Annotated in this window: 20 protein-coding genes; 8 read left to right on the top strand and 12 right to left on the bottom strand. The window is 41.2% G+C overall.

Features of this window, described 5'->3' with window-relative positions:
• Nucleotides 1-82: 82 nt before the first annotated feature.
• Entirely contained in the window at nt 83-1,753 is a 1,671-nt protein-coding gene (locus tag WKF66_RS11980) for a glycoside hydrolase family 43 protein (protein WP_489674692.1), read from the bottom strand.
• A 249-nt stretch (nt 1,754-2,002) separates the two neighbouring features.
• On the opposite strand from WKF66_RS11980, the gene WKF66_RS11975 reads away from it, so the two are divergent.
• The 8 genes from WKF66_RS11975 (at nt 2,003) to WKF66_RS11940 (ending at nt 10,650) form a co-directional block, all read left to right on the top strand.
• Nucleotides 2,003-3,136 (top strand): endo-1,4-beta-xylanase, encoded by a 1,134-nt coding sequence (locus WKF66_RS11975; RefSeq protein ID WP_489674691.1) that lies wholly within the window; start codon nt 2,003-2,005, stop codon nt 3,134-3,136.
• A gap of 25 nt (nt 3,137-3,161) precedes the next feature.
• Complete coding sequence (locus WKF66_RS11970; RefSeq protein ID WP_489674690.1) at nt 3,162-5,600, top strand: glycoside hydrolase family 95 protein; 2,439 nt, start codon at nt 3,162-3,164, stop codon at nt 5,598-5,600.
• 95 nt (nt 5,601-5,695) lie between these two features.
• Nucleotides 5,696-6,217: a VOC family protein gene (locus WKF66_RS11965; protein ID WP_489674689.1), complete on the top strand. Its 522-nt coding sequence runs from the start codon at nt 5,696-5,698 to the stop codon at nt 6,215-6,217.
• A gap of 60 nt (nt 6,218-6,277) precedes the next feature.
• Nucleotides 6,278-7,174, top strand: coding sequence for a poly(ethylene terephthalate) hydrolase family protein (locus WKF66_RS11960; protein WP_489674688.1), 897 nt, complete (start codon nt 6,278-6,280; stop codon nt 7,172-7,174).
• A gap of 77 nt (nt 7,175-7,251) precedes the next feature.
• Nucleotides 7,252-7,728, top strand: coding sequence for a MarR family winged helix-turn-helix transcriptional regulator (locus tag WKF66_RS11955; RefSeq protein ID WP_489674687.1), 477 nt, complete (start codon nt 7,252-7,254; stop codon nt 7,726-7,728).
• A 56-nt stretch (nt 7,729-7,784) separates the two neighbouring features.
• The gene (locus WKF66_RS11950) at nt 7,785-8,780 is read left to right on the top strand and encodes an NADP-dependent oxidoreductase (RefSeq protein WP_489674686.1); all 996 of its coding nucleotides are present in this window, start codon (nt 7,785-7,787) and stop codon (nt 8,778-8,780) included.
• An 11-nt stretch (nt 8,781-8,791) separates the two neighbouring features.
• The gene (locus tag WKF66_RS11945) at nt 8,792-9,952 is read left to right on the top strand and encodes an iron-containing alcohol dehydrogenase (protein WP_489674685.1); all 1,161 of its coding nucleotides are present in this window, start codon (nt 8,792-8,794) and stop codon (nt 9,950-9,952) included.
• Between the two features lie 14 nt (nt 9,953-9,966).
• Nucleotides 9,967-10,650, top strand: coding sequence for a type 1 glutamine amidotransferase domain-containing protein (locus WKF66_RS11940; RefSeq protein WP_489674684.1), 684 nt, complete (start codon nt 9,967-9,969; stop codon nt 10,648-10,650).
• A gap of 102 nt (nt 10,651-10,752) precedes the next feature.
• On the opposite strand, the gene WKF66_RS11935 is transcribed toward WKF66_RS11940, so the two are convergent.
• The 11 genes from WKF66_RS11935 to WKF66_RS11885 form a co-directional block, all read right to left on the bottom strand.
• On the bottom strand, nt 10,753-12,312 hold the full coding sequence (locus WKF66_RS11935) for a protein adenylyltransferase SelO (protein ID WP_489674683.1): 1,560 nt from the start codon (nt 12,310-12,312) through the stop codon (nt 10,753-10,755).
• Nucleotides 12,313-12,411: 99 nt separating this feature from the next.
• Nucleotides 12,412-12,768, bottom strand: coding sequence for a nuclear transport factor 2 family protein (locus tag WKF66_RS11930; protein ID WP_489674682.1), 357 nt, complete (start codon nt 12,766-12,768; stop codon nt 12,412-12,414).
• Nucleotides 12,769-12,807: 39 nt separating this feature from the next.
• Nucleotides 12,808-13,380, bottom strand: coding sequence for a DUF4964 domain-containing protein (locus WKF66_RS11925; protein ID WP_489674681.1), 573 nt, complete (start codon nt 13,378-13,380; stop codon nt 12,808-12,810).
• Nucleotides 13,381-13,481: 101 nt separating this feature from the next.
• Nucleotides 13,482-14,588: a DUF5013 domain-containing protein gene (locus WKF66_RS11920; protein ID WP_489674680.1), complete on the bottom strand. Its 1,107-nt coding sequence runs from the start codon at nt 14,586-14,588 to the stop codon at nt 13,482-13,484.
• Between the two features lie 173 nt (nt 14,589-14,761).
• Entirely contained in the window at nt 14,762-15,790 is a 1,029-nt protein-coding gene (locus tag WKF66_RS11915; RefSeq protein WP_489674679.1) for a PKD domain-containing protein, read from the bottom strand.
• Between the two features lie 156 nt (nt 15,791-15,946).
• Nucleotides 15,947-16,984, bottom strand: a complete 1,038-nt coding sequence (locus WKF66_RS11910) for a PKD domain-containing protein (RefSeq protein ID WP_489674678.1) — start codon at nt 16,982-16,984, stop codon at nt 15,947-15,949.
• Nucleotides 16,985-17,029: 45 nt separating this feature from the next.
• Complete coding sequence (locus WKF66_RS11905) at nt 17,030-18,517, bottom strand: hypothetical protein (RefSeq protein ID WP_489674677.1); 1,488 nt, start codon at nt 18,515-18,517, stop codon at nt 17,030-17,032.
• 57 nt (nt 18,518-18,574) lie between these two features.
• A complete protein-coding gene (locus WKF66_RS11900; RefSeq protein WP_489674676.1) occupies nt 18,575-20,386 on the bottom strand; it encodes a DUF4983 domain-containing protein in 1,812 nt (603 codons plus the stop codon).
• Nucleotides 20,387-20,435: 49 nt separating this feature from the next.
• Nucleotides 20,436-22,052 carry a DUF5008 domain-containing protein gene (locus WKF66_RS11895; protein ID WP_489674675.1) on the bottom strand — a complete coding sequence of 539 codons (1,617 nt, stop codon included), beginning with the start codon at nt 22,050-22,052 and terminating at the stop codon, nt 20,436-20,438.
• A gap of 77 nt (nt 22,053-22,129) precedes the next feature.
• Complete coding sequence (locus tag WKF66_RS11890; RefSeq protein ID WP_489674674.1) at nt 22,130-22,930, bottom strand: fasciclin domain-containing protein; 801 nt, start codon at nt 22,928-22,930, stop codon at nt 22,130-22,132.
• A 19-nt stretch (nt 22,931-22,949) separates the two neighbouring features.
• A complete protein-coding gene (locus WKF66_RS11885) occupies nt 22,950-24,581 on the bottom strand; it encodes a RagB/SusD family nutrient uptake outer membrane protein (RefSeq protein ID WP_489674673.1) in 1,632 nt (543 codons plus the stop codon).
• Between the last annotated feature and the right edge of the window lie 20 nt (nt 24,582-24,601).

Raw genomic sequence — 24,601 nt, 5'->3', positions numbered from 1 at the left:
GCCATATATATTGCAAAATGTCACAATGGCTTGTCGCCAATGTGACATTTTCTTTGAATATTAGAATAAAATTTTGGAACGACTACTCGAATGTAGCATCATGGCCACTGTACTCGAGCCATTTATATTTACTGGTGTTCTCAGAAACTTTTCCGACTGATGTAGCATAAACACCATATAAGGATCCCACGAAACCCCTGGCAACCGCGGTACTTAAATACTTACCATCAAGTTGGTCTGCGAGGACTTTCCAATCCCCGGCTTTTAGCGCGTAAGAAAACGAATACTTGTCTCTGTCAGAATTGATTTTAAGGAAAATCTTTGCATTTGAGCGCGGTAACACTTCTTCCTTGATCAACTCCATACCGCCATCTGCGTTTGACTTACCCTTATAAAGCTGAATGACTTGTTCCCCTTTACTCTGGGATTTGCACAAGTAATAAAAGTTATTTTCGCTTTGAAATATAACGATACCTGACTTTTCATTATCCTGTTTGGCACTGAAATCCATCTCCGTCGACGCGAAGCTGGTCAAGTGTTGTTGTCTTCTTCCAATAAAAGCAGGATTAGCCCGCCCAGATATGGTTTCCGGTAGTAGTTTCAACGTCAGTGAATTTTTATTGTCTTTGAAGCTGTACCATGTTGGATTATGAGTGCGTAAGAAGAGAAATTCTGTACTTAAACTGTCTTTAAAAGGAGTTTTGATAACAAAATTGCCGTTAAGCGGCACCTGACCTTTAATTTTCTGCTCCTTCCAATTGAAGTTATATTGATATTGCACCTGCTTGTGATCTGGCTCGATCACTGGCCAACCCTCGATCCACTTTACCGGAGCAATGAACGTTTCGCGACCCGTATTGTAAAAGTCGGCCTCGTACGGTCTAACGCCAAGAAACACTGCGTAGGTTTGTCCATCAGGACCATCTACAAGATCTGCATGGCCAACGGAAGAAATAGGGTTTTTTCTTTTTGGATCGAGATTTCGGTGGGTAAGGATAGGATTATTTTCATAAGGGATAAATGGCCCACGCACATCTTTGCTTCTAAAAACCACTTTGGAGTGATTAACGCTAGTGCCACCTTCCGCAGCCATCAGGTAATAGAATTCATTCCTCTTATAAATATGAGGAGCTTCAATCCAAACCGGTTTTTTACTGAGGTCCACCCCACCATTAACCAGGATTTTCTCTGCTCCAACAGGTTTTAATGTAACTAAATCGATTTCAAGAATCTTAACCGTCCTGTGTCCGCTGTATAGTGATTTGCCATCAGGCGGATCACTGTTGTAAATCATATATGCCTTTCCTGCGTCAAAGAACATGGAAGGGTCAATACCACGTGCTTCTTTTATGTAAACAGGATTACTCCATGGACCAGCAGGGTTTTTAGCTGTCATGATAAAGTTTCCACCATGATCAATATCGGTACAAGTGATATAAAATGTTCCCTTTTCATGATTGATGGCCGGTGCAAATAGCCCGCGCGACGTTTGTTCTCCCATGAAGTCCATTTGAGAAGGCCGGGTAACGGCACTCCCAATTTGTTTCCAGTTTTTTAAGTCTTTACTATGCAAAATGGGTATCCCGGGAAAGTAAACAAAGGTGGAATTGACTATATAATAATCGGATCCAACTTTACAAATTGCAGGATCTGGATAAAATCCCGCAAGAATTGGGTTTTTGATGGTAATTTGAGCCTTCACATTGGTAGCAAAAGCACACAGAGAAAGCATAAGAAAAAATAAAACACGCATATTTTTTATCGGTTAGGTTGAACTAAATTGAATGACTAAACTAATCATCTGTCCTAACTTTATGGGCTACATTTGTTAAATTTCATGGAATATATGTCCGTAATAAAATTCAATACATCTGTTACAGACAAAAAGTAGTCTGTTATTGTCTAGTACAATCAATTACAAGCCATGTATTTTTGGGTTTGCGCTGATTTGATGTGCAACCTAACCAATATAAATTAAGCGATATTAGCTTCAATACCGAATATGGACAAATACTCAAAAAGTGGACAATCGATGGTCTATAACAACGCACGTGGTGTAAAACGCTGGATATTGTTCCTGCTTCTACTTACTGGTCCCCTCAGCTTAATTGCACAGCAAAAGAAAGAAGATAAACAGGGTCTGAAAGACTATTACAAAAGCTTTTTTCCCATCGGCGTGGCCGTAACTCCCCGCCAGTTGGTAGATTCTGAACAACGCGCATTGATTCTGAAACATTTTAATAGCCTGACCGCAGAAAATGCAATGAAGATGGGACCAATTCATCCACAGGAGGATCGATATGATTGGACAGGTGCCGACGCCATCGTAAACTTCGCGACTGCAAATGGGCTTAAGGTTAGAGGCCATAACCTCTGTTGGCATACTCAGGCTCCCAAATGGATGTTCGTTGATAGTGCGGGAAATCAGGTTAGTAAAGATGTTCTACTTAAACGTTTGAAAGAACATATCTACGCGGTCGTTGGTCGCTACAAAGGGAAAATCTACGCCTGGGATGTAGTCAATGAAGCAATTTCGGATAACCCAAAAGAATTTTTGCGCAACACTTTGTGGTACAAAATATGCGGGGAAGACTTTATCGCAAAGGCCTTCGAATACGCTCACGAGGCCGATCCAAATGCCGTTCTATTCTACAATGACTATAATACAGAATATCCGGAGAAAAGGCAACGTATTTTTTCTTTACTAAAGAAACTCCGCGACGCCGGTGTACCCGTACATGCAGTTGGGTTACAAGGTCATTGGTCCATCAAAGACCCCTCGCAGGCGATGATTAAGCAGGCTATCGATCAATATGCTTCACTAGATATTAAAGTTCAGGTGACTGAACTCGACGTTTCAGTATATACTGACGGTAATATTCAAGAGCAGGCAGGATCAGCAGGAGCCACAGGCTTCAATGCCGAGCTGCAACAACAGCAGGCCAACCAGTACGGCAAATTCTTTGAAACTTTTAGGCAATACAAGGGCATTTTAACCGGAGTTACGTTTTGGAACCTATCTGATCGCTATAGCTGGCTCGATAATTTCCCTGTTCGAGGTCGTAAAAATTACCCGTTGTTGTTTGATAAGGATCTGCAACCAAAAGCTGCTTACTGGAATGTAATCCGGTTTTAACCGAACTGTATAAATAGAGATTAACGTGAAGATAAAAACATTAGTACTCCTTTTTATGGGGCTTACGCTTCAAAGCTTTGGTCAGGACAAAGGACGTCATCAGCTATGGTATAATAAGCCGGCTAATAACTGGAACGAGGCATTACCAATTGGAAACGGCTTCATCGGTGGAATGATCTTTGGCGGTTTGGACCATGAACGGATCCAGCTTAATGAGTCCACGATCTGGGGAGGCGGACCAAATAACAACATTGATCCACAGGCCGGCAGTAGCATAGCTGAAGTTCGGGTGTTGCTGGCACAGAAGAAATATGTGGAAGCTCAGGAACTGGCCAACCGTAAGCTGGGTCCTAAAGGAAACAGCGGCATGCCCTATCAACTCGCAGGCAATTTATATATTGACTTTCCAGGTCATACGCAGAGTGAAGACTATCGTCGCGACCTTGATATTGCTAATGCAACAGCCTCAACTAGTTACAAGCTAGGCGGAGTTACTTACAAACGGGAGTATTTTACGTCCTTCGGCAGCCAGGTGATGATGGTGAGACTAAGTGCAGACCGTCCTAAAATGATCAGCTGCAAGCTTAGGCTTAAAAGTCCGCTTTCTACAGGCATTGATGTAAAAGCGAATGACCTGATCCTCCAGGGAAAGGGCAGTGACCATGAGAATCAAAAAGGTCAGATTAAGTTTCATGTCATCAGCCGGGTTAAAACCTCTGGCGGTTCTCAGCAAGCTGATACCTCGGGAATTGCAATTGTGAATGCTGATACGGCAGTTATTTATCTTTCGATAGCTACCAACTTCGTGAATTATAAAGATGTGTCTGGAAATTCGCTGTTGAAGGCACAACAGCTATTAGATAAAGCCTATACTCGCAGCTTTAGCCAATTGCTGGAGGCTCACCGTTTGTTTTACAAACAATATTACGACCGAGTGTCCCTCGATTTGGGTGTTACAAAAGCCGCGCAAGAGCCAACCGACCTTCGTATTAAAAATTTCTCGGATGGTAATGATCCGCAACTAGCTGAACTCTATTTCCAGTTTGGCCGTTACCTGTTGATTTCTGCTTCTCAGCCCGGTTCACAACCAGCCAACTTACAAGGGATCTGGAATGGTGAACTTAAAGGCCCCTGGGATAGCAAGTATACCGTCAACATTAATACCGAGATGAACTACTGGCCGAGCGAAGTTACACAGCTTTCTGAACTCAGCAAACCACTGTTTAATATGATCAAAGATCTATCAGTCACCGGGCAGGAAAGTGCAAAACAAATGTATGGTGCCAGAGGCTGGATGATGCACCACAATACAGATATCTGGCGAACTACTGGAATAGTTGACGGCGCATTTTGGGGTCTCTGGCCAATGGGCAGCTCTTGGCTTACTCAGCACTTATGGGAGCATTACCTATATACTTGCAATTTGAAATTCCTTAAAGAATACTATCCCTTAATGAAGTCCGCTGCATGGTATTATATGGATGTATTGCAACAGGATCCGGATCACAAATATATGGTCGTCTCACCGTCGATCTCTCCAGAGAATCAATATCTGGGCGGAAAGACTGCGGTTTCCGTAGCTGCTGGAACAACTATGGACAACCAGCTTGTCTATGGGTTGTTTACTAACCTCATTCGAGCTGCTGGGGTATTAAAAGTTGATAAAACATTTTCAGATAGCCTATCCCGGCTGCGTGACCGCCTGCCGCCAATGCAAATTGGAAAGCACGGGCAACTACAAGAGTGGCTGGAAGATTTTGATAATCCAGAGGATAAACACCGGCATGTCTCCCACCTTTACGGACTGTTCCCCGGTAATCAGATCAGCCCTTTTAAACATCCAAAATTATTTGCAGCTGCTAAAAATTCTTTAATATATAGAGGAGATGTCTCTACGGGATGGTCTATGGCATGGAAGATCAACCTTTGGGCAAGACTGCTCGACGGAAACCATGCTTATAAATTGATTACCGACCAAATAAAACCTGTTGGCGGAGGTTCTGGAGGAACTTACCCAAACCTGTTTGATGCCCACCCGCCCTTCCAGATCGACGGAAACTATGGCTGCAGCTCTGGCATAGCCGAGATGTTGCTACAAAGTCACGATGACGCTATACACCTGTTACCTGCCCTGCCGGATGCCTGGCCAAATGGAAACTTAAAGGGACTAATGGCCAGAGGAGGTTATGAAATTGAGGTGTCCTGGGCGGATCGTAAGATCAACAGGTTGGTTATTCATGCCTCTCAGAATGGAGTTTGTCGCTTGCGTCTTCCCCAGCCCGTCTCCAACAAGCTGTTGAAAAAATCTAACGGTATGCAAAAAGGCATTTTTAATACACCTACTGACATCAGGGAACCGCTGATTAAAGAGAGCCGAAAAGACCTAAGCGTTCAACTGCCGCAGACCTGGCTGTATGATTTTGTAGCTGCTGCTGGAAAGACTTATGTTATAATTGGAAAGTAAACGTCTATAGATCTGCCTTTACCCTGGAGAAAAAAAATTCAACCGAGTGATGAAAGTCACGAAATAAATACACCTCTAATTAACACACAAGGACCATGTACAAAACTATCTTCAAAACACTTCTCTTGCTATCAATTATAATGAATAGCAAAGTGGCAGTCTCCCAGAACAACTTCAGCAGCAAAGTGATCAACATCGGTGTGGTCGTTTCAGACCTCGACCGTTCCTTGGATTTCTATGTCAACGGCATTGGCATGACTAAAACAGGCGGATTCAGCTTAGACCAGGATTTTACTAAGCGATCGGGACTTTCCGGCGGCATACCTTTCGCGATCACGGTTTTAAAGCTTGAAAATAGCCCAGAGGCTACGGAGTTCAAACTAATGAGCTTTGAGAAAAAAGCGGCGCATCGCAAATCAACTTTTGTTCAAGACGATTTAGGTATGCAGTATATCACTATTAACGTTAAATCACTGAAGCCGATTATTGAAAGATTGACTAAATTAAAAGTCAAATTTCTGGGAAGTACTCCAACGCCTCTAAATAAGGACATGCATTTTCTTTTTGTGCAGGACCCTGACGGTAATTTCGTTGAATTAATTGGCCGTGCGGATTAACTAGTCACCTTCATCTATCAGCGCATTCCAGTTACAATAATACTTAGATAACAAAAGGCTATGAGAATTAAAGTTTTAACATTGATTGCAGTAATTGCTGGATTGACATTAAGCGTCAGAACCAATGCACAAACTGCCCAAACAAGCTCAAAAACTGTTGAAGATGGCGGATCCGGCCCCTATAAAGCGCTAATGATCCAAGAAATCTCCCTGCCGACCCATACAATTTTCCGGCCTAAAGACATCAGTGCTTTTGGTCCCAAAAGCAAGTTGCCAATAATTGCATGGGGTAATGGCGCATGCGCTAATTCACCATGGGAACATGTCAATTTCCTTTCCGAGGTTGCCTCTCATGGCTTTCTCATCATCGCTATCGGTCCTATGCCACAGGAAGGTGTAAAGCCAACAGGCCGTAGCTCTTCTGGCCAATTATCAGATGCCATTGACTGGGCAATTGCTCAAAATAACGACAAAGAAAGTCCGCTCTACCAAAAAATAGATGTGACAAAAATAGCTGTAAGCGGAATGTCCTGCGGAGGGCTTCAAACGCTTGAAGTGGCTCCAGATCCCCGGATAACTACCGCGGTTATCTATAATAGCGGCATTTTGGGGGCAGGTGGAGGAATGCCAGGGATGCCCGCACTGAATAAAACCCAGCTTTTAAAGCTACATACGCCTACCCTGTACGTTTTGGGTGGAGAAAAAGACATTGCTTACAATAACGGAATGGACGATTTTAAGCGCATTAATCATGTACCTGTTTTTGTTGCCAACTTAGATGTCGGCCATGGTGGAACCTACAGGCAATACCACGGAGGCGAGTTTGCAAAAGTGGCTATATCGTGGTATAAATGGCAGTTAAAGCGCGATAATAACGCAGGTAAAATGTTTACAGGAAATCCTCCTGGTTTAGCGAAAGATCCCGGCTGGAAAGTTGAAAAGAAGAATATGAATTGATGCAGGAAGCCACGAAAGCCAAAATAATGGCACGCTAAGCAATACTATAGCTATGCATTAACTAAGATGAATTATGCATGACACAAGATACCATCCATGGATGGTATCTTTGTATTGTAAAAATAGAAAATGAAATACAACATATTTTTTCCAGCGCTCAACAACGAGCACTTACCAACATCATCTTCACCTCCAACTGGATTTTAAACCGAATTGCAGCTTCCTTAAAGCCTACAAACCTTTCACTTCAGCAGTTCAATGTGCTGAGCATTCTTTATGGTCAGCCGAAACATACCGCTACTGTAAATCTAATTACTGAACGTCTGATTGACCGCATGCCCAATACCTCCAGACTCTTGAACAAACTATTGGAAAAGGGGCTAATCGAGAAAGAAAGAAACAGTAGCGATCAGCGTGTTGTTTATATCAAACTAACTAAGGAAGGGGTTCTCTTAAAGAAAAAAGCGCGGGTAATCATCGACTCGATACTGGTGAACTTAACAGACGAGGAAGCCGATCACTTAAATGATATGTTAGAAAAAGTAAGAGGTTAAAAAATTTACACATTTACCATCCATGGATGACATTCCTGGAATTAAAAAGAAAAATCATGAATAAAGTAATTCTGTTCAACAAGCGCCCGGTAGGAAAACCTACACTTGACGACTTTAAATTTGTGGAAGAAGAAAAACCTGCGGCAGCAGCTGGTCAGGTATTATTGAAGACATTATATGTATCTGTTGATCCCTACCTGAGGGGTAGGATGACTTCCGCAAAATCATACATCCCCCCTTTCGAGTTAAACAAACCAATCCAATCTGCCCTGGTTGCAGAAGTAGTGGAGTCGAAACTGGATGGTTTCAAAGCTGGAGATTTCGTTACTGGCAATTTAGATTGGAAAGAATTTCAGGTTTCCAACGGAGCTGGCCTGAACAAGGTTGATGCGAACGCAGCAAGCTTATCTACCTATCTTGGTGTATTGGGCATGACCGGTTTGACGGCTTATTTTGGCTTAACAAAGATTGCACATCCGAAACCAGGAGAAACGCTCGTCGTTTCAGGTGCAGCTGGTGCTGTAGGTAGTGTAGTCGGACAAATCGCGAAGATCTTAGGTTGCAAAGTGATTGGCCTCGCTGGTTCTGAAGAAAAAGTAGCACTGTTAAGATCTAAGTTTGGCTTTGACGAAGCGATCAACTACAAAACTACTGAGGATATGAAAGCGGCAATTGCACAGGCCGCACCTAATGGAGTAGACATCTACTTTGATAACGTAGGTGGTGAAATTTCAGATGCCGTGCTTGCCAACATTAACAAATTCGCACGTGTACCTCTCTGCGGTGCAATTTCAAGTTATAACGACACTGAAGTGGAAGTTGGTCCGAGGATCCAGGGAATATTAGTGAAGAATAGTGTACTCATGCAGGGCTTCATCGTCTCAAACTATATTGATCAGTTCAAGGAAGGAATTGAGCAACTCAGTACCTGGTTGCAAGAAGGAAAATTGACCTATTCTGAAACCATAGTCGAAGGTTTTGATCAGATCCCCCAGGCATTTATTGACCTTTTTGAAGGCAAGAACAATGGAAAGATGATCGTTAAGATTTAATTACACATACAATGTTGAATTTCGAATACATGAACCCTACCAAGATCATTTTTGGGAAAGGACAAATAGCAAAATTAACAAAAGAGATCCCTAGTGGTGCGAAAGTGATGTTGCTTTACGGTGGTGGAAGCATAAAAACAAATGGCATTTATGAACAAGTGACGCAAGCTTTACAGGGCTTTGAAGTCGTTGAGTTTTCTGGGATTCCTGCAAACCCGGAATATGAAATCCTAATGAAAGCGTTGGAGATCATTGAATCTGAGCAGATCACATTTATGCTGGCAGTTGGTGGCGGATCCGTAATTGATGGCGTAAAATTCCTCTCTTCCGCAGCCTTGTATGAAGGTGAAGAACCCTGGGATATTTTGAAGAAAAGTATCAGAACTGAAAAAGGCTTGCCTTTTGGAACGGTATTGACGCTTCCTGCTACCGGTTCTGAAATGAATTCTGGTTCTGTGATCACGCGCAAAGAAACACAAGAGAAATTGTCTATGGGCGGTCCTGGTTTATTCCCCATATTTTCTATTCTTGATCCACAGGTAGTGCAGTCAATCCCTCAGCGCCAATTGGCTAATGGCATCATGGATGCCTTCACCCATGTGCTGGAACAATATATGACCTACCCTACTAAAGCGTTCTTACAAGATCGGATTTCCGAAAGCATCCTGCAAACTTTGATTGAAATCGCACCAAGGGTGATGAAAAACCCAGCTGACTACGAAGCGGCAAGTAATTTTATGTGGAGTTGCACAATGGCCTTAAATGGTTTGATACAAAAAGGGGTGCCGACCGACTGGGCAGTCCATGCCATGGGACATGAACTAACAGCAATGTTCGGCATAGACCATGCAAGGACACTTGCTGTGATCGCACCAAGCCATTACCATTATAATTTTGAAGCTAAGAAAGAGAAACTGGCTCAATATGGTAAACGAGTTTGGAACATTGAGGCGGAAACTGTTGAGGAAACTGCAAAGGCAGCTATTGAAAAAACCGTGGAATTTTTCCATTCATTGGGTATCGACACCAAATTATCCGACTACACTGCTGATTATGAAGGCACAGCAGAGAAAATTTCGCAACGTTTCACAGCGCGTGGATGGTTAGGTTTAGGAGAGCACAAAACGCTTGCTCCATCGGATGTTGAACAAATAGTTAAAATGAGTTACTAATTAAAACAATAGTTATGAAAGTATTAGTGGTATTAACCTCACATAGTGAATTAGGAAATACCGGAAAGAAAACCGGTTTCTGGATAGAAGAATTTGCTGCACCGTATTATGCCATGGCAGATGCAGGTGTAGAAATCACAATTGCATCGCCCAAAGGCGGTCAGCCGCCGATAGATCCAAAAAGTGATGAACCCGAAAACCAGACGCCTGCTACAGAACGTTTCCATGCAGATGCAGATCTTAAAGCGAAATTATCTCAATCTGTAGTGCTTGCAGATGTAAAAGCGCAAGATTTTGATGCGGTATTCTATCCTGGAGGCCACGGTCCATTATGGGATTTAGCCAACGATAAAGATTCCATTTCTTTAATTGAAAGCTTTTACAACAGCAGTAAACCTGTTGCATTCGTATGTCATGCGCCGGGTGCATTAATTCATGTCAAAGATGAAAATGGCGAAGCATTAGTAAAAGGAAAGGAAGTTACGGGATTCTCTAATACGGAAGAAGAGGCAGTACAACTGACCAAAGTTGTTCCATTCCTTGTCGAAGACGAGCTGAACAGGTTGGGTGCAACTTATAGCAAAGGCTCAGATTGGGCTTCGTACGTGAAACAGGATGGTTTGCTAATCACTGGTCAGAATCCAGGTTCATCTGAGGAAACAGCCAAACTGTTGTTAGCTGCTTTAAGGAAAGGATAGTAAAAGGAAACCTGCAGCTCACTTTATTGCATGATAAGGATAAACGTTATTGAGAAAACACTAAATGTTTATCCTTATCATTATTCAATAGTTAATCTGGATCTATGAGCTGCATGACAACATTGAACAGCCAGCCTGTTGCGTCGCCCAACCTGGGCGTGTTTCAAAGAACTCATCATGGTCACTTGAATAAGGATCTTTTAGGGCCCGCTGCAGTTTCAAAAACAGTTGATTCTCGCCTTTTTGCAGTTCTTCAATAGCCATATGAAGTAAATAATTCCTCAAAACAAACCTTGGATTGGCTTTGCGCATCCGCGCTGAGCTGTCGTCGCTTGTGCAGGTGTTAACTTTTAAACGAGCTTGATAGCTCTTAATAAGCGTATGAAGCTGGGTGACATCCGCTGGTTCAGGATCACCATAGAGGCTGTTCCTAAAGTATTTAAGCACCTCTTCCTCTGTGGCGAATTCAGTCGGCAAATCAATTAGCAACTGATAAAATATGGTCATATCCGGCTGGATAGCGGTCAATACGTTCTCAAACTCGGCGACAAGCTTCTCGTCATCTTCACCTTTTATACCGTCTAAGCCCAACTTATTTGCCATCATAGCGTAGTACTTCAGCCAATAGAAGTCTGCATAGGTTTCCAGTTGTTTGGATAGTTTGTCATTGTCTGACATCAAGGGTACCAATGCATTTGCAAGGCAGCTCAGGTTCCAGTAAGCGATGTTAGCCTGCTGACCAAAAGCATATCGTTTGCCTGGCAGGTCGGTGGTGTTCGGTGTAAAATCCGGGTCGTAGTTGTCTAGAAAAGAAAAAGGCCCATAGTCAATTGTTAAACCAAGCACAGACATGTTATCGGTGTTCATCACCCCATGTACAAAACCTACCCTCAGCCACTCCACTATCATAGTGGCAGTACGTTCAACAACTTCGCCGAACCAACGAAGTACTTTGTCGTCGCCTTCAATATGGGGATAGAAGCGCTCGATTGTCCAGTCTACCAACTGCGTGAGATTGTCGATTTCATTCCTCGCCCTAAGCATTTCGAAGTTACCAAAGCGTAAAAAGCTTGGAGCGGTACGCATTACAATGGCGCCAGGTTCATAGGCAGGATGCCCGTCGTAAAACATGTCCCGCGCTACTTTGTCGCCGGTAGCAGTTAAAGCCAGTGCCCGCGTAGTAGGTACGCCGAGGTAATGCATCGCTTCACTCATGAGGTATTCCCGCACAGATGAACGCAAAACTGCCCTACCGTCGGCCCTCCGGGAATATGGCGTTGGGCCAGCGCCCTTCAATTGTAACTCCCAGGTGTTGCCTTGCGGAGTTTCCCACTCTCCCAACGTGATCGCCCGACCGTCTCCAAGCTGCCCTGCCCAGTTTCCAAACTGGTGACCGGCATAACAAGCAGCGTAGGGATACATTGTTGTCGTAACCAGGTTGCCGCCTAAAATATTTATGTCGTCGGGATTAGGTGCTGATATACCCAAACGCTCTGCCAGTTCGGTCGACCAGGCAAGAAGTTCAGGTTTCTTTACAGGAGTGGGTACTGCCTTGCTATATAGTACGCCTGGAGTTTGCCTTGCGCTGACATTACCGCTCTCATCCCCCGGGAACGTATCCACGAATTCAGTTTTAAATGCTTTAGAATTTAAGTTTTCCATAAAGTGCTGCTTGATCTAGCTATCGCAGCTAAAGCTATGCCATTTCTGCCAGCAGCGATGGCTTGATAAGCGACTATTGGAGCAAGGCCGGTTTACGGATTACTGTTTGAGTGAGTTACAATATGAATGTATCCTCTGGATCAAACCCGCAGCATTAAATTCATAAACATCACAAGAGTTGACAGCGTTTACCAGCTTTCCCCCTCTCTTAAACTCAGCATAACCATAGATGATTACTTTATCGTCGGATACCAAGTACCCATTTTCAAGGAAATTAGTCTCTACCGATAAAAAATACTTAGCAATCTCATCGCAAAATTCCATTACCTGAGCCTTACCAATTAGGTGTTTATCATCTTCATAGACGTGAAATTCCACATCATCATTAAGGTGTTGAGCTGCCTGATCAAAGTTTCCGTTAGAGAAAAACCTGCCAATTTCCAATTTGGTGTCCATATGATTGTCTAGTTATCAATAAATGCAGTTCCAATTCTTCTAACAAATATACAAAAACTTATTGTTAGTCCAGCCAACATGACTGTATATTAAACTACCGTTTAAATAAACCTCAATGTTATCATCATGATTCAACTTCAGTGCAAGATCCTTCAACATGGGATCAGCTAAATCAAAAGATCTTCTCACCCAAAGATTTTTAGATTTCCATGCCGTTTTAGCGAATTGAGATACATCACCAAAGGGTGCAGCTCCTGTTTTCCAATCACCGGCACTATAATCAGCTGCTTTCCAATCTCCGCTTGGAGTGTTCTCAGTGTAACTAAAATTATAGTCTTGTTCTTCCGAAGATGGAAGAATGGCGTTATATGCCTGCTCTGTATTTCCAAGGAAGCGGTAAGATTTACCGTCCACCTTAATTATTCCCAAAAGTGATTGTTCCGCTCCGGTCCAGTGGTTGGTCACGGAAGCGTTTAATTGGTCTGTGCTCGACCAAATGCTAAAATAAGCGTCATGTGTAATCAATGGGTAAGAGGGGGCTTTGCTTTCTTGAGCTACAGCAATAACAGCAACGAAAATAAAGAATAAGGCTAGTAATTGTTTTTTAATCATGCGATGTGGTACAAAAGTTAGGTGTGGATGTGGTTTACTTTTACTGCTAAAAACCCAGCTGTTTTTGGCAGCTGGGTTAGTATTTTAAAGATAACAAAGTTTTACTTTTCTAACTGATACAATTTGATATGTGTTAATTTGAAATTCTGATCCGCTTGCTGGAAGGTAGCTACAAAACCAAAAGTAACGTTTCTTACTTCCGTGACACGAAAAGCGGTATACGACACTAAAGGAGCATTTCCATTGAATTTTAAGCGACCAAGAACGTTAGCATCCGTTTCAACATTGCCTATGTCAGGAAGGCTGTTAGCTTTTGAGATGACATTATAAAGCTTGTCTTTCACGCTGAAGTCATGAAATTTCAATTCATAAAAGTATTTGTTTACAGGCAAAGGGGCTAAAGAAGTTTGTTCTATTTTACCATTTAAAATTTCCGGTTCACCGCCCCATTTCTCCATAGACATACTATTACCTTCCCATTCATCCCATCCACCCATTCCACCTTCTCTTTGTCTAACAGCTTGGTTAACTCTCCAATCAGCTACTACACCCCATCTGCTTCCAACACGTTCAGAAGCAACGAATTTTGGACCAGTATTCTTGATATATTTGCTGGTAACTTCTTCAACAGAACCGTCGGCAGATATCAACTTACTTATCGTCGCTTGAGATCCCTTTTTTGTTGTAAAAGTAGCTTTGGAAATAAAAAGCTGATCAACGCCATAAGTCTTTGCCGGCTCAAGTTGGTCTCCGGTTGTAGCATCCCCGAAATCCCATTTAATAGATTGGAGTGGTACTGTTGTGTTTATCTTAAATTTAACGGTATTGGCAGTTCCATTCGACGCAGCAAATACTTTTGCAAACTTATTTGCATCTATTTCTAAGACCACAAGTTTACGAGCCGTTGCTCCAGTCTCAGAAGTAGCTGTCATCACGACTTCATATTTTCCATCCCTAAGAAACAAGTGGGTAGGTGAAGTCTCCGTAGACAAGCTGTCATCGCCAAATCGCCATTCAATGGATTTAAAGGCTGTAGAATTGTTCTTAAATGAAAAGGTAAATGGATCGTCTGTTGCCACGATCTCGTAATTAACAGCGGGAAGTGCACCAGTTTCAGTAGTTTCAGCTGGAAAGACACGATCTTTCTCGCAGGCAATAAATGCTGCGGAGCAGAACAGAATTAAAATCGGTTTAAGGATTTTGTTCATGGGAGGGGAAATTTATATTTGGTTAATTTATGTACTCATCCCCTTTCTTAACCGGATGAGTACATAAATATAATGAATATTGTACAGGTAGTCAAACACCATTGTAACAAATTCGTTGTAAAATAAAAAAAGCCAACTCTCTATAGAGTTGGCTTTTAATGAGCAAGAGTATCTTACCTGAAAAGTCTTATTTCTGATGCTTGAAAGCTTGTACCATTAATCATGGAAGTAATGTTCCATCTGTAAAATATAAAAGGCTTCGGCTCTGCAACAGTGAAATAAAACAACTGCTTATATTTATTTCCTGCTTGAGCATAAAACGAGCTGGTTAGATTTCTAGAATCAAGAACTGTCCAGATTTCGCCATTGTCAGAACCCTCTAAAGTCCAGGTTTTTGGATCTCGGCTGTCAGAATCGTTTGCAGATCCTATCGCATAAATTTTAACCGTCTCAGCAGATGCAAATTGGAATTTAAATGTTAATGGAAGTGGCGCAGGGCCCAAATACATTTTAGTTTCTAAATTATTGTCAATTAGTTTGGCTGCATTCTCATTCGTATTGCCGTTATCCGTCGATGCAACGAAAGATAACGTACTTTGAGTGATATTATCAGCGACACCTTCAGGCGTTGCAAATTTATCAAATGTTAACACAGAACCTTTATCTGTAGTTATAGTAACACTAAAGCTATTGAAAGAACCAGGCTGATAATTACGCACAGGTGAAAGACTTTCAGAGACAACTGAAGGAGAAACATCATTAAATGTCCATTTTGCAGAGGCTATTCTTGCTTTACTACTTAAATTAAATTTAACCTGGTTTAATACGCCTGTTTTAGTTGCGGTTACCTTTACGACGCTATCAGCTATAATATTAATATCAACCATTTTTCTAGAAACACCTAATTCTGAATTAAATGCTTGTAAATCAACTTGATATAGACCTGGGGCTAGAAAGACATGACTAGGCGATAAAACTGTAGATAAAGTGTCGTCTCCAAAACGCCACTCTACTTTTTCAAAGCCAGAAGATTTGTTCTCAAATTTAAAAGTGAAAGGATCATCTCCGGGGATAATAGTATAATCTACTAGTGGAAGTTTTTCTGAAGCTGGTACTTCTTGAACTAATACCTGGTCTTTTTCACAGGAAACTAATATGGCAGCGAATACCAATAAAAGGAAGGGCTTAAATATTTTGTTCATTTTTTGGGGGGAATGGTTTGTTAAATAATATGCTAATTTAAACAAAACATATGCCACCAGCACGGATTATCCCCTTCGTACCCAATTTATTACATTCGTGTAAAATAAAAAAAGGTGGCTTTGGGAGCCACCTTTTAAACAAAATATTAAACGATTCTATCTAAATAGTCTGATTTCTGATATTTGGAAGTTGGCACTGCCAAAGGTTGAGGTGACTTTATACCTGTAAAATGCAAATGGTCTTGGATTTGCGATTGTAAAATAGAATAATTTCTTCCACTGGTTGCCAGCTTGGGCATAGAAACTTGTTGCTTGAGTTCTCGAATCAAGAACAGTCCATTCCGTACCATCAATTGATCCTTCGAGAGTCCATACTTTAGGATCTCTCGTATCGGAATCATTAGCCGATCCAATCGCATAAATCTTTACTGTCTGCGGTGAAGCATACTGAAATTTAAAGGTTAATGGGAACGGAGGCCCACCTAAATAAATTTTCGTTTCTAAGTTATTATCGACAAGCTTCGAAGCATTCTCATTGGTATTGCCTGTGTTGTTTGTTGATGGTGTGAACGCAACGTAATTTTGAGTGATATTTTCTGCGATTCCTTCTGGAGTAACAAATTTAGAAAGATCAACGACAGAGCCTTTGTCGGTTACGATATGAACGGTGAACGAATTAAATGATCCCGCTGAGAAAGTCTTTACAGGCTCCAAACTAGTGGATTTACTTTCACCCGCAGCTACACCTGTAAAAGTCCACTCAATCGTCTTGATCTTTGCTTTAACAGTTATTCCAAATTTAACTTGGTTAAGAACACCAGATTTAACAGCTGTAACTTTCGCCACGCTGTCCGGCACTATGTTTATGTCCACAAGTTTTCTTGTCACAGCACCTGTAGATGAAAACGTTTTCAAATCTACCTGATATTTACCTGTAGCCAAATAAACATGGCTTGGAGAAGCTACGGTACTTAAAGTGTCGTCACCAAATCTCCATTCTAATCGTTCATACTTTGAAGAAAGGTTGTTAAAACTATAGGTGAAGCCGTCATTTGGGTCCTTAACAACTTCGAAGTTAGCAAAGGGGTTTACTACAGCTCCTTCATCAACAATATTTGTAGGCTGGTCCTTTTCACATGAGGAGAAAGCTCCTGCTATAAAAAGTAATACTACTGGTTTAATAAATTTTCTCATGGCCTTGTGGTGGTTAAAGTTTGTTTGGTTATAGTCTAGGTAAGATTAGCTTTTTCTGGTGAATTGCAAGCCTTGGAAGTCGTATGCACCTCTGTTCATGAAGAACTTAACTATGTGTCTTCCTTTTTTCAAAGCGAACGTTGATAAATTGGGTTGAAAATTTCCATAGTTATCATTACCGGTTTTCTTATTCTTTAAAGTACCAGTCATATTGATTCCATCAACAAAAATGCTATACCGTCCATCCTCATTGCTACTTCCAATAAATGCATTCATGTCATATATTCCATCTGCCTCAACATTAACAGTGAAGTTTAGCCATTCATTATCTGATGTCCATCCAATAGCCCTACGTGGGATATCATTCACAATGTCTACATATTCACTTGGACGAAATGCTGAAGCTCCTTCTTTAGATTGATTGTTATTATGATAACCAATACCCTCACCCCCTAAATCAAAGATTGCAGCAGGTATAAACTCTGAAACTTTACCAATTGTTCCTGAAATAAGAAATGGCGTGCCATCATACGCACGTACCTGAGTACTTTCAGTGCCTATATATGGTCTTGACAAATTGTTTGCATCAATGACAACAACGATAGACTTCTTGTCTCCACTTGTTTGGTATTTTGAAGGATTATTTAAGGTTAATCCAATCAACCATTTCTTATCTGTAAGCATCATTAACTGCGAAAAATTCGTAGTCAACTGTAAGGTCGCAGTATTTTTTGAAGGATCAAAAGTAACTTTACCGTTTCCAACTGCAAATCTGTCATTAGGCAAAACTGCGGCATTGGCTGCGCCTCCGTTTGCTGCGATAGCCGCTGTAGCAACAGTAGCGTCTTTAATAACATCAACGGTAAACGTCGGTCCAGCAACCCCTGATAACGTCAGCGGAAGGCTAATAGTCAGGTCTTGAGAGCCGGTAGTAAAATTGTTATTGTTAGGCACCAGTAAAGAATTCGCTGTGAAGCCGATATAGTGCACAGCTTCAGCTGCAATTGCCTGCGCAGTATTAATGGTGATGATTCCAACGTTTTTGCCTGGAGCAATGGTATTCCCTTTAGCAGGGCCTGTCATTTTCAAAGCAAGAGCGACGATCTTACCATAATTAATTTCTAGAAAAGATCTACTTACTACAAGATTAAATGTTGCTTGAGTAACTCCAATCGGGACATTTAATACCGGAGGAAGTGAATATGTACCTGCGGCAATTGGTAATGTACCGGTGGCTAACGCGCCCGACGTTACTAAACTTGCAACGGTGTCTGGATTGGCAGTAAGCTGAATTGTAAACGCTCTGGAAGTCGCTGTAGAAAAATTCACGGTGACTGGAACTGTTAATTCTCCACCAGTTAATGTAAAAGCACTTCCTGTACCAATTTCTGTTTTTGTAGCAAGAGAAGCTGAAACGCTTCCATATTCCTCCTTAGACAGTACATCCTCAAGTTTTTCTTTCTCGCATGACGTGAATAAAGATGCACCAATGGCAAGAAGACAAAAGTGCATTAGGGTAAATACTTTTTTCATATTTAAAATCATAATATTATTTATAAGCGGAGCTGTTTAGCAGCTCCGCTAAACATTTTAGTTAGATATCCAAACTTTCCCGTCTAATCCCCACGACTCTTGACGAGGGATGTTGAACCAGCTTATAATTTGTGCAGGCAAATCTGAGTTTTTTGGAACTAGGTTACCTAAAGCAGTAACAGTTGGTGAACATATTAGATCAGAAAATGATTCCCAAGCGTAAGTACCTTGAAGAGTCATATTCGCTTCGAACGGACCCAAATCTTTCATCGTTGTACCTGATCCTTCATTTAGATGCCAATACCCTACAAGGTAATTATAATAAGGATGACTGGCATCCATAGAGGCATCACATGAGTACTGCTGTACCACCGATTCCGGCAATGCAACCTTCCAAATTTTCAATTCAGCTAAATTAACATTGATATTACCGAAATCACCATCCAGCTCACCTGGAGTAAATCCAACTCGCATTGGTGCGGTGTTGTTCATGTTTGGTTTACCTGATAACTTTACATCAACGCTAACCGGTCTTTCCGGAGAACCATTTGGTGCGGGATATGAACCTCCATTATTGGGGCCATTGGCCACTCCTTTTACTCCATCTGTGTAAACTCTGACGTATCTAAAGCCATCAGCCTTTCTCTCGACGACGACGGTTAAATCATGCCAAGTATTGCCGCTAAAATTAGCGCCAGCAATCTCAGTACCATTTCCGAAATCAGTACCTCCAGAGAGGAAGAAACGCCATCCATCATAAAACAAAGAAAAATCCCAGCCCGGATTACTCGCTCCCCAACCTGAATTAGCTTTTTTACCTAAGACAGATGGCCATGCGTAGTAGTAATCACCGCGGGATCTATTCTTCGTTAATCCCTTTTTAATTTTAATAGAAATACTAAAATCAGAAGTATCACCGAAGTTGAAGTTCACAGATTTTGCGTCACTTACTAGACCCTGAGTTTTCTCTGGATCACCCTTGTACCTAACTGCAGCCCCTGCAAAGGAGTTACCTAAGAAAGGTTTACCAATAAAAGTAGGTTTAAAACTAGCATTATAAATCACCGTGAAAACATTAGCATTCGTATTACTAAACACCGTTTTATCATCTTGGTTGGCAGGCAAAACAAACTGGCCACCACGGTTAGAAGTAATAATCACCAACCAGTTTTCTTTAGCGTAGGTTGGTCTTGCTTTAACTGCAGCTACCATCTCACCCACTTTTGCGTCAAACGCATTGATTGCCGCTTTATAAGGAGCAAATGAAACATCAAAGCCTGACGTCTTACCTGCAGCCTCTATTCCTGAAAACTGACCCATAACTAAGGAAGCCGTATCAGTCTTAAGAAACTCTACCATTCTGGATTTAACTGCTTCGTCGTTGCCTGCAAAAGATTCAGAAATATCGGCACCGCCTGTCAATCTCGTCTTAATTACCTCTGAAGAAGTAAAACTTGCAATCCTCAACTTTGGGTTGACAGATTTAATTCTATTAAATATAGAAGGGTACGCACCTAATTTGTTACCTGCAAAATCTTCTGAGATAACCCCATGCTTTTCTTTTTTGACACCGGTAATCATATCTGCCCAGTTAGTGGCATCATTCTTAGTCGTATCGGCTAAGCCAGTCCAGGTATATATGGAATTGCCTATAAGCGATTTAATGTTAATACTTTCTGCGTCTCTAACAGATGTACCCCTTGCTCCATCAGCAATAATATATAGCACTTTAGGAACCTTATAGTCAACATTAGACGATACCGGTGGCGCTCCAGGAATGACTTTTTCGAAGTCACTCTTGCACGACGTGGCAAAAGTTGCTATTAAGAGAGATGCTCCAATATAAGACTGGATCTTTAAATTTTTCATACTCTTTAGTTTATTTTTCAGTTGGTTAGTTTTAAACTGGTCTCTCATCTTATTCTAAAGTTACTCTTATGATATTATTGTAAGGCTTGTTATCGAACATATAAAATTGACCCATTAATATTAATGCACGTTTACCATCAGTCGAAGTGCTCTCCAATACGTCATTGATCTTTTGGTATGAGCCTAAAACATTACCAATTGTATTGTAACCAGCGGCAAGTCCACCAGTCTTATCTACAAACAAGAAGCCCCCTTTTGAAACGCCGTCATAAGACTTAAAATCGCCTGTAATGAGAGATAGACCATCGTTAAGTTGTTTAACAAACGCAGGCTGACCACCACCAAACACTTTTGGAGTGAACGAAGCATCAACCGAACCATCGTAGTTCAACTGAACCATATTAAGTGAAGGCTTGCCGTTAAACGTTCTAAAGTAACCTACCGCTACATATTTGTTGGTAGCCGCATTGTAGCTAACGGATGTGATAATATCATCTGCTCCTGCTCCACCTGGATTGAAAGTCTGGTCAATTGTACCATCTGCATTTAGTCTGATTATTCGTCCTACAGTAGCATCATCAAATTTAGGAAACGCACCATAGCAAAGAATCTTGCCATCCGTGTGCATCAAAGACAATAGAGCTCCTGTACCACCTGGTAAACTCCTACCCAACTTACCTTTATAACCCGGCGCCTTTGGTAAAAACCGCCAGGTAGAATCCAAGCTACCATTAGCATTGAACCTAACCAATTGCCTAACATCAACGCTATCAATTACAGTACTATCTTTATAGGTATAGCTTGGCTGATCATAACGACGCGAAAGATAATAGGTGAAATCTCCGGTAGCAATCAATTTACCTCCAAAACTATATAGCTTAGTTATTGCCCGGTCAACTCCGCCATTGAAAGGAGAAACGGTTACGCCTTTCTTAAGGTACGTTTCTCGTGAAACAGTGTCAATAACACCTGTACTATTGATTTGAGTGATATTACTAATACCTCCACCTCTCTGAGCATAGCCTCCAAAAGCACCTGCGATATAATACTTGCCGTTTAGAAACGCCATGTCATAAAGAGCGCCGTTAGCACCCTCACCTGACTGTAACGTACGGTCCCAGGTACCATCCGGTAATAATCTGGCAATTCGGTTAATCTTTTTGACAATACCTCTATTATCATAATTGGTAAAATCACCAAGGATCATAATATTATTATCCGGAAGTCTAACTCCTTTCAAAACGATTCTGTCAGTACCTATGGTACTTTTCCAGGTTAAGTCGATCTTAACTTTACCGGTAACTGTAAAGTTTGGGCCAAATACTAACTGGTCGTTAACAACAAAAGTAGTCACGCCTGAGCTTGCATTTTTTGGAACTCGAACTTTTATTCCAGCAGCAGTGACTTCCGTAATATCAGCGTCCTCCCCATTAAACTTGAATTTTAATTCCCCTGCCTTAAATTTATCTAATCCGGTAGCAGCAATACTAACAATTGTACCTGCTTCACCTGATTCTGGCACAGGAACTTGTTGAGCATTAGTGACAATACCCAATGCTTCTTTACCACCTTCATAAGGATTCTTGAAGTCCTGCCCCTCCTCCTTACATCCGCCTATTAGTAACCCGGCGAACACAACAACCAAACTGGTATATTTAAATTTCATACTGTTTATATTTAACTATTAAAACTATTTATGTTCCTCAGTATCTTCACCTTTAAAGAGAAGCTAACCATCTCACATTATTTACTTAAAACCACCTCTTGGTAAAAATCAAAATTAAAACCAAACAGGTTCGCTCCTGGACTGGTGATCACATCACCAATAGAAATACTACCTTGAACACCGTTTATGTAAATAAATGTGGTAATCGCCAAGGCATGTACAACGCCATTTTTAGGTTGAATGTCTGAAGAGGCAACCGCCGCTGGAATAAAACTTAACGGGTTTGCAGGATCTGGAATATAAGAGATAGATAACTGACGATATCCTGTGTAGGCAACGCTGTTCGCACTATTATAAACAACACCGATATTAGATAGGTCACCATTGATTCCAGTATAAAATCCACCTGGATAAAGTGGCTTAAGACGGAAGTCCAACTGTGGATAATCTTTTAGTACGTTCTTACCTTTAAACACGTAACGCATCAAGTACTTTCTCCAAATTTCTGAAGGAACATCAGCCAATGTGCGGATGGTATCTTTACGTAAATCAAACAACTGCTGATTTAACCCGTTCCGCAGAAATAGCACATTTGAATTCACCTGACCAATAGTACGTCTGATCACTTCATCAGTAGGTGCAAAGAAAGTAATGTCGTCATTATTAAAAACATCTTCCATGCCCGCCAGCTTGACAATCTGTGCTATGGTATCAAATTTCGGATTAGATTCAAGATACTGTAATACAGTACCATTATATTCTGCTTTGGAAGGTCCACCATCAACAAAGTAATCTTTTGAACATGAGGAAATCATCATTGTCAGCAAGAACGAACATACTGCAACAGACGTAAAATATCTCTTTATTAAATTTTTCATTTGGTTATATTCAATTAGATTAAAGACCGGTTCCTATCCAATATGAATTCAATGTCATATACGGATTATTTGTTAGCGCAGATGTTAGACCAGTAGGACCGTCATCAAGGGTGTTGATTGGCCAAGTCCAACCTCCTCTTCCAAACTTATCAGCTGTTAGTGGATTATCAGTGTAGGCTTTGTTCAAGATCTTTTTAGTACGAACAAGGTCAAAATAACGAGCACCTTCTCCCATCAATTCTTTGGCACGTTCCCAGAAGATGGCATCTTTTAAGTTACCGGCATAAGCACCACCTGGATAAAGAGTAGCAACTGCACGCTGACGAACCATATTTAACATCTTAGTTGCCTCAGCATCCTTTCCTCCCAATTCTGCATAGGCTTCAGCAGCTAGCAATATTGCATCTGAATACCTCATAATTAAATAAGTATTATCTGGGTTTATATCAAGATTAGGATTATTGGCATCGATAAAGGTATTCACAGCAAATTTCTTCAACTGGAATGTTTCCGCATTTTGGTCAAACGGCGCTGTAAACCACGTCGACAGACGTTGGTCATTTAGATCCGGATATAACTTTTGCATATATGCTTCAGTAAATACTGCATAATTGAAACGATGCGTATATTCCGGCTGTTTGTATGGGAAGTGGATAAAAGCATCTCCAAATGGAGAATAAGCATTCGCTTGAGCAAATGGGTTATTTAAGTCTGTATTGTAGTTCAAAGTTCTGAACAATTCAAACAAGCTTTCCTCAGATCGACCCTTAGCAACTGTTGACCATTCACTAATGTTTAGCAAGCGAAACGCACCACTATTTACAATCTCCTCTCCCAATGCCGCAGTTTCAGTATAATACTTCATCTTTTGCGTAGGATCGAAACCTGCATTCCACATATACATGTTCATCAATAAACCTATTGCTGCTCCACGAGTGGCACGTACACCTCTGAGAGATGGATCATTGATAGTCAGGGGCAGATCGTTTTTTGGACCTTTTAAATCCTCGATACATTTATTGACCACGGAGACCATATTTTCTCTAGGTATAGGATCTTTTTGATACGGGGTAGTATAGTATACAACATCTCCATATAACCTTACCATTGTAAAGTAACAAAAGCAGCGGATAAATTTCGCCTCGCCAATGTATCTTTTTGTTTGATCAGCAGTTAGTGAAGGAATACCTTCTTCTAATTTACTAACCAGAATATTGGCTGCCTGAATTACACGGTAGTACTGTCTCCAATTTGTCATATCACGGAAGTTGTATCCCCCTGAAGTAAGGCCCGCAAGTAATAAACGATCATTTACTGTAGTAACCGGTATCGTCTGCTTACCTAAATTACCTTGAGCATTGGGCGTCTGTCTGGTATGTCCTCCCAACAGGCCAATCTCAAGTCTTCCACCCTGAACTGAAGTAATAACCTCTCCTGAACGGAATTCACCAGTTGCTCCGGCAAAAGAAGTTGCAGTATATTTATCAAATAACTGTCCATACATATCAGTGATATTGCTTTCAACATCATCAGCTGATTGATAAAAGTTATTTCCCGTTAATTTGTCTATTGGGGTTATACTTAGAAACTTTTTACAACCGTATTGTGAAGCGCTTACCACAACTAATAAGCAAATAATAATTTTTTTCATATCTTATATTTTTTGTGACT

The sequence above is a fragment of the Pedobacter sp. genome, from assembly GCF_037719805.1.
GTDB lineage: Bacteria > Bacteroidota > Bacteroidia > Sphingobacteriales > Sphingobacteriaceae > Pedobacter.
Note: the sequence above shows the minus strand (reverse complement) of the source record. Positions and strands in the feature narration are given on the sequence as shown.